The organism is Caulobacter sp. AVps16 (assembly GCF_058681455.1).
In genome coordinates, this window is sequence record NZ_CM178739.1 from 606,360 (window position 1) to 617,467 (window position 11,108).

Below are 11,108 nucleotides of genomic sequence, written 5' to 3' on the forward strand. Positions count from 1 at the left end.
GCCTTCCTGGCCCCGCAAAATAGTCGATTGGTCTTCTTGCTCCGGCGCCAGAGGTCAGCCCTCATGCGGCGGAAGATCGGGAGCTTGAGAGATGAATCAGCGTGCGCCGCGTCGCGTCGTCATCGTCGGTGGTGGAACCGCAGGGTGGATGGCCGCCGCTGCGTTGTCGAAACTGCTGAAAGGCTCCTACGGCCCCGTCACCCTGATTGAATCCGAGGAGATCGGCACGGTCGGTGTCGGCGAAGCGACCGTGCCGCCGATCCGGCTGTTCAACCATCTGCTGGGCATCGACGAGAATGCGTTCCTCCAGGCCTGCCAGGGCAGTTTCAAGCTCGGCATCGAGTTCGACGGCTGGTCGGGCGAAGGTCGGCGTTATCTGCATCCTTTCGGCACCTATGGGGCCAGCATCGACGGCGTGTCGTTCCACCAGCACTGGCTCAGTCAGCGGGCGCGGGGTGATACCAGTGAGCTGGACGATTACTGCGTGGCTGCGGTTGCCGCCCGGATGGGGCGGTTCAGCCGCGGCGATGATGATCCGCGCTCGGTGTTCTCGACCTTCTCCTACGCCTTCCATTTCGACGCCGGCCTCTATGCGCGCTTCCTGCGGGAACGGGCCGAAGCCCAGGGAGTCACACGGATCGAGGGCAAGATCGCCTCGGTCCAGCAGAACGGTCAGAGCGGCGACGTCACGGGAGTGAGGCTGGAGGATGGCGAGACGGTGGAGGGCGACTTCTTCATCGACTGCTCGGGCTTTCGCGGCCTGCTGATCGAAGGGGCGCTAAAGACCGGCTATGAGGACTGGACCCACTGGTTGCCTTGCGACCGGGCGGTGGCGGTTCCCTGCGAAAACGGCGGGGCCTTTACGCCCTATACCCGCTCGACGGCGCGCGAGGCGGGCTGGCAGTGGCGCATTCCGCTGCAGCACAGGATCGGCAACGGCTATGTCTATTCCAGCCGGCACATCAGTGACGACGATGCGGCCGCCACCCTTATGGCCAATCTGGACGGCGCGGCCCAGGCCGACCCGCGGTTCCTGCGTTTTGTGACGGGCCGGCGAAAGAAGCTCTGGAACCGCAATGTCGTGGCCCTGGGCCTGGCCAGTGGTTTCCTGGAGCCGCTGGAATCCACCAGTATTCACCTGATCCAGACCGCGATCATCCGGCTGTTGTCGCTCTTGCCGCTGGGCGATGACGATCCGGTCGCCCGCGCTGAATATAATCGCCTGTCTATTCTGGAGATGGAGCATATTCGGGACTTCATCATCCTCCATTACTTTATCAATGGTCGCTCCGGTCCGCTGTGGGAGGCCTGTCGCGCCATGGCGGTGCCCGACAGCCTGCATCGAAAGCTCGACCTGTTCCGGACGCGCGGCAAGGTCGTGCGCTATGACGACGAGCTGTTCGCCGAGGCCAGCTGGGTCGCGGTTTTGCTGGGGCAGGGCATAGTGCCCCAGGGCTATGAACCGATGGCCGATGCCCGCGATCCGGCCGACGTGGCGCGGCGGCTGGCGGGCATGCGCGGCCATATTGCCCGGGTGGTGGAGCGGCTTCCGACCCATGCGGCGTTCATTGCCGAGCATTGCCGCGCACCCGCCCTGACGGGTGATTCTCGTTAATTCTATCCTAACGGCGCTCAAAAATCCTTGTGAGTCAAAGCGTTGCGGCCATCATGGCGGATGATGATTAACCGAATTTCAGCATAGAAATCTCGACTCTGTTAATATTAACTAGTCTCGCTCCTGTATTAAGCATGTGACAATTGGCTTTAAACTAATTCTCAAGGCGACCGTTGGATACTCCTTGATGGGTAAAACGCCCACCGGTCTTAAAATGAGGCCGGAGACCTTGAAAAGGAGTCTGTCGTAATGGCGCTGAACAGCATCAACACGAACAGTGGAGCGCTCATCGCGCTGCAAAATCTAAACGCGACAAATATGGAGACCCAGAACGTCCAGCAGCGCATTTCCACCGGCAAGAAGGTGGCCAGCGCCAAGGACAATGGTGCAATCTGGGCGACGGCCAAGAACCAGTCGGCAACCGCGTCTTCGCTGAACTCGGTGAAGGACTCGCTGCAACGCGGCCAGTCGACCATCGATGTGGCCCTGGCCGCCGGCGACACCATCACCGACCTGCTGGGCAAGATGAAGGAAAAGGCCCTGGCCGCTTCCGACACCTCGCTCAACACCGCCAGCTTCAATGCCCTGAAGTCGGACTTTGAGTCCCTGCGCGATCAGGTGACCAAGGCCGCCACGAACGCCAAGTTCAATGGCGTCAGCATCGCTGATGGCACGACTGCCAAGCTGACCTTCCTGGCCAATGCCGATGGCTCGGGCTTCACTGTGTCAGCCAAGACCCTGACCCTGGCGGGGATCGGCCTGACCACCGGCTCGACCTTCACCACAGCTGCCGCAGCCAAGACCATGATCGGCACGGTGACCACGGCCCTGCAGACGGCGTCCAACAAGCTGGCGTCTCTGGGCACCAGCTCGACCGGCCTGGATACCCACCTGACCTTCGTCGGCAAGCTGCAAGACAGCCTCGACGCCGGCGTGGGCAACCTGGTCGATGCTGACCTGGCCAAGGAAAGCGCCCGTCTGCAGTCCCTGCAGACCAAGCAACAGCTGGGCATACAGGCCCTATCGATCGCGAACTCTTCGAGCTCGTCGATCCTGAGCCTGTTCCGCTAAGATCTAAACCTATTCGACCTGAGGGTCGGTTCTGGGGCGAGCCTGCGGGCTCGCCCTTTTTTCGTCTGTTATGCTACACGGATTGGCGCGCAAGCAGCATGCGCCTGGCCCTTTTGGTCTTAGTAATTTCTGAACAATAATTTCGAGAAGCTTAAATTTGTAGAAATCTTAATTGAGAATTACGCTGGATTTTTAGTCGGTAAACGCAACATTGAAGCGTTATGGTTGTTGCAACTATCCATAAACGTTATCGAAATAACATAGATATATATTCGCCATGGGCAAAATGCCCTCCGGCGACCGTGGGGACGCTGGAATAACTCAATAGGAGTATTCCACTTTGGCCTTGAACAGTATCAATACCAACTCAGGGGCGTTGATCGCGCTGCAGAATCTGAACACGACAAGTTCGGAACTCGCAAACGTTCAGCAGCGCATCAGCACCGGCAAGAAGATTGAAAGCGCCAAGGACAATGGCGCGATCTGGGCCACGGCGAAGAACCAGTCGGCGACTGCCCGGTCTCTGAACTCGGTGAAGGATTCACTGCAACGCGGCCAGTCGACGATCGATGTGGCCCTGGCCGCCGGCGACACCATCACCGACCTGCTGGGCAAGATGAAGGAGAAGGCGCTCGCCGCCTCTGACACGTCTCTGAACACGTCCAGCTTCGACGCCCTGAAGGCGGACTTTGAGTCCCTGCGCGATCAGGTGACCAAGGCCGCCACCAATGCCAAGTTCAACGGCGTCAGCATTTCGGATGGCTCCACCGCCAAGCTGACCTTCCTGGCCAACCAGGATGGTTCAGGGTTTACGGTTTCAGCCAAGACCCTGTCTCTGGCCGGTATCGGCCTCAGCACGAGCTCGACATTTACGACGGCCGCGGCGGCCAAGACCATGATCACCACGGTGACCACGGCCCTCCAGACGGCGACCAACAAGCTGGCCTCGCTGGGTACCAGCTCAACGGGCATGGACACCCACCTGACCTTCGTCGGCAAGCTGCAGGACAGCCTCGACGCCGGCGTGGGCAATCTGGTGGACGCGGACCTGGCCAAGGAAAGCGCCAAGCTGCAGTCGCTGCAGACCAAGCAGCAGCTGGGCATCCAGGCCCTGTCGATCGCCAACGGCTCCAGCGGGTCGATCCTCAGTCTCTTCCGCTAGATCCGCTTCCGGCGGCCTGGGCTCTAAGGGTCACAGGCGCAAGGTCTGGAAAGGGGCGGACCCGGTGTCCGCCCTTTTTTCTGGCCTGTACTCTGGCCCGGGCCCGGTGATGGTCGATCCGGCCGAGTTCAGGTCGCCAGGGTTTTGAGCCGGTCGCGCAAGGTGGCCAGAGTCTCCAGCGGAAGATCGAGCTGGCACAGGATCTGTGTGGGAATGGCCCTGGCCGCCTCGCGGACGTCCTGGCCGTCGGCGGTCAGGGTAATGATCACCCGACGCTCATCCTGAGGATCGCGACTGCGCGCGATCAGACGCGCGGTCTCAAGCCGTTTCAGCAGGGGTGTCAGGGTGCTGGAGTCCAGATCGAGGGCCTGGCCCAGGGCTCCGACCGTGAGCGGATTATGCTCCCACAGCGCCAGCATCACCAGATATTGCGGATAGGTCAGGCCGAGGGCCTCGAGCAGCGGCCGATAGAGCCGCGTGATCCGGTTTGCTGCGCCATAGAGAGCAAAACAGAGCTGACGGTCGAGGCGCAGGGCCTCGACCGGCGCTTGAACAGCCGTGTCTTCAGGGCCGCTCTTGGGGGACTGGCTCATTTGGCCTTTACGTTAAGGGCGACGTCGATATTGCCGCGCGTGGCATTCGAATAGGGGCAGACCTTGTGTGCCGTGGCCACCAGGGCTTCGGCATCAGCTTGTGACAGACCCTCGGTTTCGACGTCCAGGGTCACTTCCAGTTTGAAGCCGACTTCTTGCGGCAGCAAGCCAACCACGCCGGTGACCTGCGAGCCGGTCAGGGCGATCTTCTGCTGACGGGCCACGTGACCCATGGCGCTCTGGAAACAGGCAGCATAGCCGGCCGCGAACAGCTGCTCGGGATTGGAGCCGGTCTCCTTGCCGCCGAGCGCCTTGGGCATGGACAGCTGCAGATCCAGCAAACCATCGTCGCTGCGAACATGGCCTTCGCGGCCGCCGACGACGGTAGCGCGGGCTTCATAGAGAGTGCTCATGGGGTCGCTCCTTGCAAGTAATGATGTGAACGATTTAATCGTGTACGATATAAATTCAAGGCCGCCGTACGAAATACATCGCGCGCGATGCGATTTTCGCCGACTGGCCGAAGTCGGGTTGGTCTCTGACCGTTCAGCCGACCTTCGCCGCAGCCGCCAGCGCGGCCAGAGCCTCGGAGGGCGACATTCCGCCCAGCAACTGGCGAATGATGCTCAGGCTGTCGGAATAGATCCGCTCGCAGACCAGTATATCGCCCTCGAACAGGAAGAAGGCCGTCATCTGGCAGGCGAACGGCCGGCCGGTGGCGGGCAGGGGCCCCAGAGGCCCTTTCTGAGTGCCCTCGAGAATGAACTCGACGACGATGCCGTCATCGATGTGGCGCAGGGACAGCAGGGTGTTGCGCTGATCCGGAAAGGTCTCGCGCGAGCTGGTGTAGTAGCGTTGCACGTCCTCGCGGCCGTCATGCACCGCGCCGGTGGCGATGATCTCGTAATGGGGGTGAGGAAAGGTCTCCAGCACCTTGTCCCACGCATGGTCGATCTCGTCGGCCATGTGTTCTCGGACAATAGTCTCGCGGCGCGCGCGCAGGTCTTCCAAGGTCATGGTCGCCTCCCTCAAGACCGCGCTCTGGCGGATTGGAAGGAAGTAGAGCCGGTAAACCCCGGGCTTGGAAAGGTCTCAGGCTGCCCAGGCCGCCGCGAAGCGCTTGAGCAAAGATCGGGCAGCGCTTTCCACACCCGAACTGACGGCTTCCAGCCGCAGGAACAGGTCGCCGGCCGCATGGCTGCCGCGCGCGGGCAGGCCCTGTCCGGGCAGGCGGACCAGGCCGCGTGAGGCAGCCTTGGTCGAAATCCAGGCCAGGCGCGGGCCCAGAACCGTCTCGACCTCGACCCGCCCGCCTTCGGCCAGCACGCGCTTGTCGATCCGGCCGGTCAGCCACAGGTCGTCACCGCGGATCAGGGCCTCGCGGGCCCCCGTGTGCCGGACCACGAAGGTGACGCCGTCGACCCTGACCTTGTCGTCGACCCGCAGACCGGCCGGGAGCTTCAGGCGCAGTTTGCGGTCGTCGATGGCGAGATCCATGGTGCCGCCGCTGACGGCGGTGGCCACGTCGATTTCGAGGATCGCCTGTTTGACGGGTTTTTCTGCGGCCGTGGTACAGGCCGGCGGGAAGTGGATCTCGCGCGGCGGCGGTTGATCCTGCAGCAGGCGATAGGCGGCCAGCACATCGCGGAACAGGGCTGCGTCGCCGCCGGGACGATCAGGGTGAGCGCGCTTGGCCGCCTCGCGATAGGCGGCACGCAGCTCGCGGTCACCGGCACCAGGGGCCACGCCGAGCAGGGCGCGGGCGGCCGAAAGGGTCAGGGAAGAGGCGGGACGCGCGGACATTGACGCGACCCTGCCGGGACTTGGTCAACGGGGGGTTAAGTTAAGACTTTCAGGTGGTGGTCCCGGCACCGACACAGGCCTATATCCACCCTATGACCGACGAAGCCCTGATCCCCGCCTCGCCCAGCGACGATGACTATGTCCGTCAGGTGACCCAGGCCGAGCCCCTGCCGTTGCTGCCGGAGCATGATCCGTTCGCGCTGTTTGCCGAGTGGCTGGCCGAGGCCGGCAAGAAGGAGCCGAACGATCCCAATGCGGTGACCGTCTCGACGGTCGACGCCGAGGGCATGCCGGACTCGCGCATGGTTCTGCTCAAGGACTTCGATGCCCGGGGCTTTGTCTTTTATACCAACACCGAGAGCGCCAAGGGCGTGGAGCTGAACGCCCACCCCAAGGCGGCCCTGCTGTTCCACTGGAAGTCCCTGCGCCGACAGGTGCGGATCCGCGGTCTGGTCGAGCCGGTCAGCGAGGCCGAGGCCGACGCCTATTTCGCCAGCCGCGCGCGCCACAGCCAGTTGGGGGCCTGGGCCAGCGACCAGTCGCGGCCTCTGCCCGACCGCCTGGCCCTCGAACGTCGGGTGGCCGAGATGGGGCTGAGGTTTGGTCTCGGCAAGGTGCCGAGGCCGCCACATTGGTCAGGCTATCGCGTGGTTCCACAGGTCATGGAGTTCTGGCGTGACCGTCCCTTCCGGCTGCACGAACGCCTTGTCTATGACCGGGTCGGCGACGCCTGGACCACGCGGCGCCTGTTCCCCTGATCAGGCCGCCGTCCGGCAGGCATAGCGGGCCAGGAAGGTCTCCACGGCATCGTCGCAGATCTCGCCCAGCGGTCGCAGCGGCAGGGTCTCATCGCCGGCGGAGAGGCCCAGCACCAGGGTGACATGGTCGATCATGCCCATCAGCTGGCCGGCCGCCCACGAGGGCTTGTCGACGGCGATTTCTCCAGTTCGCACCAGGTCATTGATCACCGACAGCGCCGCGCCGCCCAATTCCTCGCGGGCGCATTGCAGAAAGTACTCGGCGACATCGTCAAACCGGCGTCGCTCGGCGGTCACGAGGCGAAACATTGCCCGGGTGACGGGCAGAGTCTGAAAAGCCCCATAGGCATTGGCAAAGGCGCGCAGACGGGCGCGGGCATCCCCGCTGGTGTTGACGCTGTCGCGAACCGGGGCCGCGATATCCCGCGCGGTTTCGAGCACAACCACCTTGAACAGATCGGCCTTGCCGGGGAAATAGGCGTAGAGAGTCGCCGTCGACACGCTGGCCGCACGGGCGACCACTTCCATGCCGGCGTCGCGATAGCCTTCCCGCAGGAACTGGGTCCGTGCGGCCGCCACGATTTCATTTCTTTTGTGTTCGGCTCTCTTGAGGCCGGCGCTCATAAGCATCGCAAAAAACTCTAACTGCTACTGAGGTGCAAGTTAGTCGAGTATTGCATTGTGGCGCAAGTCATGGGCGAGGACGAGCGCCGCAGATTCAGCTATGGCACCCCGGCTCCGGATATCGGGCGCGAAACGACAGGATTGCAGGCGTGACCAAGGACGCTGAGAGCGCTCGGGAACAGGAAATTGCCGGCTGGTTCGGCGAGCGCGCCGAGAACACCATCGAAACCTCCTGCGCCCGGGTGTTCCTGCTGGGAGACTCGGCCTTCAAGGTCAAGCGGCCGGTGGATTTTGGCTTTCTGGACTATTCGACCCTTGAGCTGCGGCGCTGGGCGCTTGAACGTGAACTGGTGTTCAACCGGGCCGCCGCGCCGGACATCTATCGCACTGTTCGCCGACTGACCCGGGACCGCTCCGGCGGGATCGAGATCGACGGCGACGGCGAGATCGTCGAATACGCCCTCGAAATGCGCCGGTTCGACGAGCAGGGCGTGCTGGCGGCCCAGCCCTGGGCCATCGATGATGCCCTGGAAGATGCCCTGGGCCGCACCGTGGCCCGGTTCCACGCAGGCGCTGCCCTGCGGCCGCAGGGCGGCGGAGTCAGTGCCCTGGGCTATACGATCCGGTCCAATGCCAACCTGTTGCGGGGTCTGGCCCCGCGGCTCGGCAGCCTGGCCGTTGAGCGCCTTGTGGCCGAGACGGACCTTGCCCTCGAGCGCCTCGGTCCGTTGCTCGATGCACGCGCCGCAGAAGGCTTCGCCCGCCACTGCCATGGCGACCTGCATCTGGGAAACATCCTGATCGAAGGGGGCAAGCCGATCCTGTTCGACTGTATCGAGTTCAATGACACCCTGTCGGAGATCGATATCCAGTACGACTTGGCCTTCCTGCTGATGGACCTCGACTTCCGCCGCCGTCGCGACGCGGCAGGGCGGGTGCTCAATGCCTATCTCGACGAGGCTGCCCGATCGTTTGGCGAGGGCCTGTGGACCGGTCTTGCCGCGCTTCCCCTGATGCTCTCGGTGCGGGCGGCCGTGCGGACCCATGTCTGGGCCTATACCGGCGATGATGAAGCCGCGCGGGCCTATCTGGCCGTCGCCCTCGAGCATCTGGCCCCGAAGCCGGTCAGCTTGGTGGCGGCCGGCGGTCTGTCCGGTTCCGGCAAGTCAACCTTCGCCCGGGTCTGCGCGCCGGGTCTGGGTTCTGCCCCTGGAGCGGTCGTTCTTCGTACGGACGAAATCCGCAAGCGCCTGTGGGGCGTGCCCTCGCTCGAACGCCTGCCGCGCGAGGCCTATACGCCGGAGGTCAGCGTCCGGGTCTATGACCAGTTGTTCAATGACGCCGCCCTGGCCCTGAAGTCCGGCCGTTCCGTGGTGCTGGACGCCGTCTTCATGAAGCCCGAGGAACGGGCCCGGGCCCAGGCCCTTGCGGCCGCAACGGATGTCGCCTTTCAGGGGGTGTGGCTCGAAGCGCCTCCGGAGGTGCTGCGGGCTCGTGTAGCCGCCCGGGTCAATGATGCTTCGGACGCGGACGTCGCCGTTCTTGAAACCCAGCTGGCCCGCGACACGGGCGAGATCACCTGGCGCAAGGTCGACACGGTCAGCGCTTTTGAAGACGAGGCGAGGGCCCTCGCCGAGACCATGGGCTAGGCAGCCGCTTGGCCGGCCCTGGCAGGTCGGCCGGCCTCAGGCCGCGTCATGCAGGGCGTTGCGCCCGGACCCATCCGGGCTGATCGCCCGCTCAATTGCCTGGATCAGGTCGGCCGGCTTGACCGGCTTGCCCAGGTGGTCGCTGAAGCCGAGGTTCAGAAAGCGCTCGCGGTCGCCGGCCATGGTCGAGGCTGTCAGGGCAATAACAGGCAGGTTCGGGTCTCCTGCCGTCCCTGACCGGATCGCCTGCAAGGCCGTAATGCCGTCCATGACGGGCATGTTGATGTCCATCAGCACACAGTCGAAGCCGCCTCGGGCCATGGCCTCGAGCGCTTGCTGACCGTTGTCGACCACGGTCAGGGACAGGCCGGTGGCTTCCAGCATCGCCCGCACGACCAACTGGTTGATGGTGTTGTCCTCGGCCATCAGGATCCGCACCGAGGTCATGCAGGGTTCGCTGTCACGCACCAGGTCCGCTGGCATTTGCGGCTCAGCGCCGGGGGCCCGGATGCTGAGCACGAAACAGGCCCCCGACTCTGAAGGGGCCAGGGTCAGGTCGCCTCCCATCTGGCGGGCCAGGGCGCGCGAGATCGTCAGGCCCAGTCCGGCACCGCCATGGCTGCGGGAAATCGTGTCGTCGGCCTGGGTAAAGCTTTCAAAGACCCGTCCCGCCGCCTCGGGGGGAACACCCGGACCGGTGTCACGCACGGCGAAGAAGATGGCGTGATGTCCGTCGACAGCAGGTCGCGGTGAATAGACCTGCAGATCGACACCCCCGGTGACGGTGAACTTCAGCGCATTGGAAATGAGGTTGGTCAGGACCTGCCGTACCCGCAGGACATCCCCCAGGATCCAGGTGGGAACCTCCGGATCAAAACGGGTCGTCAGCTTGATATTCTTGAGGACAGCGACGTCGCGCCAGGCATTGAGGATGTCGTGGACGGCCTCTTCCAGATTGAACGGCTCGGGGGCCAGCTCGACCTTGCCCGCCTCGATGCGCGACAGGTCCAGAACGTCGTTGAGCAGCTGCATCAGACTGTCGCCGGACCGGATCATCAGGCCGACCTGCTCGCGCTGGGTCTCGTTCAGATCGGATCGCGACAGGGCGTGAGCCATGCCCAGCAGGCCGTTCATCGGGGTGCGCAGTTCGTGGCTGGTCACGGCGATGAAAGTGGACTTGGCGCGCGTGGCTTCCAGGGCCCTTTCGCGCTCCTCGCGCAGGCGGTGGGTCAACTCGTCCATCCGGCGGGCGGCCGCACGATTGGCGATCATGGTGTTGATCGTGCTCAGCGCCACGATCAACAGGCCCCAGCGCGCCGTGTCCGGGCCTGTGCCCTGAGCGCCATAGAAGAAGAATGGAAAGAGGATCAGGCTGGTCAGGGGCGCGACCCCGCTGACGGCGATCAGGGTCCAGGGCTGGTGGCGGAAGTTCTGGGTATAGACGATCTGACCGGCCCAGATGGCCACGGCCGTGAGTTTCAGATCGGCGGTCGTGGACAGCCACAGCATCGCAGCCAGCCACGCCCAGGTGATGTTGATCGGCAGGGCGGCCAGCACAAAGCCTGCGCGCAGGGCAAAAGAGCCCGGCATGCCGGGCGAGAACCTTCGGGTCACAAGTCTGGCCAGACCCTCGCAGGCCAATAGTGCGCTAAGCCAGGTCAAGGCGAAGGACAGACCCAGGGCACCGCCGATCACCGTGGCCGTCAAGGCGGCCAGGATCACGCGCGGGAGCAACAGGCGATGGGTGTCCATCGCCACCTCGTCCAGCCGCTCATCGGCCCAGAGAGATTGCCATCCGCGCAACGAATCGTCCCGCCCGAGGACTCAGTTTGC

The 11,108-nt window shown here is 64.0% G+C and carries 11 protein-coding genes; 5 read left to right on the top strand and 6 right to left on the bottom strand.

The window, feature by feature from the left end; genetic code table 11:
- Positions 1 to 91 precede the first annotated feature (91 nt).
- The 3 genes from ACW17U_RS02930 to ACW17U_RS02940 all read left to right on the top strand — a co-directional run bounded on the left by ACW17U_RS02930 (position 92) and on the right by ACW17U_RS02940 (position 3,848).
- The gene (locus tag ACW17U_RS02930) at positions 92 to 1,615 is read left to right on the top strand and encodes a tryptophan halogenase family protein (protein ID WP_492054784.1); all 1,524 of its coding nucleotides are present in this window, start codon (positions 92 to 94) and stop codon (positions 1,613 to 1,615) included.
- Positions 1,616 to 1,864: 249 nt separating this feature from the next.
- A complete protein-coding gene (locus tag ACW17U_RS02935) occupies positions 1,865 to 2,686 on the top strand; it encodes a flagellin (RefSeq protein WP_062148403.1) in 822 nt (273 codons plus the stop codon).
- Between the two features lie 340 nt (positions 2,687 to 3,026).
- The gene (locus tag ACW17U_RS02940) at positions 3,027 to 3,848 is read left to right on the top strand and encodes a flagellin (protein ID WP_062148400.1); all 822 of its coding nucleotides are present in this window, start codon (positions 3,027 to 3,029) and stop codon (positions 3,846 to 3,848) included.
- Between the two features lie 128 nt (positions 3,849 to 3,976).
- On the opposite strand, the gene ACW17U_RS02945 is transcribed toward ACW17U_RS02940, so the two are convergent.
- From ACW17U_RS02945 to ACW17U_RS02960, 4 genes are all read right to left on the bottom strand, one after another.
- Positions 3,977 to 4,441, bottom strand: coding sequence for a MarR family winged helix-turn-helix transcriptional regulator (locus ACW17U_RS02945; protein ID WP_492054785.1), 465 nt, complete (start codon positions 4,439 to 4,441; stop codon positions 3,977 to 3,979).
- Positions 4,438 to 4,854, bottom strand: coding sequence for an organic hydroperoxide resistance protein (locus ACW17U_RS02950; RefSeq protein WP_062148394.1), 417 nt, complete (start codon positions 4,852 to 4,854; stop codon positions 4,438 to 4,440). Before ACW17U_RS02950 ends, ACW17U_RS02945 begins: the two co-directional genes overlap by 4 nt.
- Positions 4,855 to 4,987: 133 nt before the next feature.
- Positions 4,988 to 5,458, bottom strand: coding sequence for an ester cyclase (locus tag ACW17U_RS02955; RefSeq protein WP_492054786.1), 471 nt, complete (start codon positions 5,456 to 5,458; stop codon positions 4,988 to 4,990).
- Positions 5,459 to 5,533: 75 nt separating this feature from the next.
- Positions 5,534 to 6,244, bottom strand: coding sequence for a J domain-containing protein (locus tag ACW17U_RS02960; RefSeq protein WP_492054787.1), 711 nt, complete (start codon positions 6,242 to 6,244; stop codon positions 5,534 to 5,536).
- 92 nt (positions 6,245 to 6,336) lie between these two features.
- On the opposite strand from ACW17U_RS02960, the gene pdxH reads away from it, so the two are divergent.
- A complete protein-coding gene (gene pdxH / locus ACW17U_RS02965; RefSeq protein ID WP_492054788.1) occupies positions 6,337 to 7,002 on the top strand; it encodes a pyridoxamine 5'-phosphate oxidase in 666 nt (221 codons plus the stop codon).
- On the opposite strand, the gene ACW17U_RS02970 is transcribed toward pdxH, so the two are convergent.
- Entirely contained in the window at positions 7,003 to 7,581 is a 579-nt protein-coding gene (locus tag ACW17U_RS02970; RefSeq protein WP_236849474.1) for a TetR/AcrR family transcriptional regulator, read from the bottom strand.
- A 194-nt stretch (positions 7,582 to 7,775) separates the two neighbouring features.
- Here ACW17U_RS02970 and ACW17U_RS02975 point away from each other — a divergent pair, with 194 nt between their 5' ends.
- Positions 7,776 to 9,275, top strand: coding sequence for a bifunctional aminoglycoside phosphotransferase/ATP-binding protein (locus ACW17U_RS02975; RefSeq protein WP_492054789.1), 1,500 nt, complete (start codon positions 7,776 to 7,778; stop codon positions 9,273 to 9,275).
- 36 nt (positions 9,276 to 9,311) lie between these two features.
- Here ACW17U_RS02975 and ACW17U_RS02980 read toward each other — a convergent pair whose 3' ends face one another.
- Positions 9,312 to 11,078, bottom strand: a complete 1,767-nt coding sequence (locus tag ACW17U_RS02980) for a response regulator (RefSeq protein WP_492054791.1) — start codon at positions 11,076 to 11,078, stop codon at positions 9,312 to 9,314.
- Positions 11,079 to 11,108: the final 30 nt, after the last annotated feature.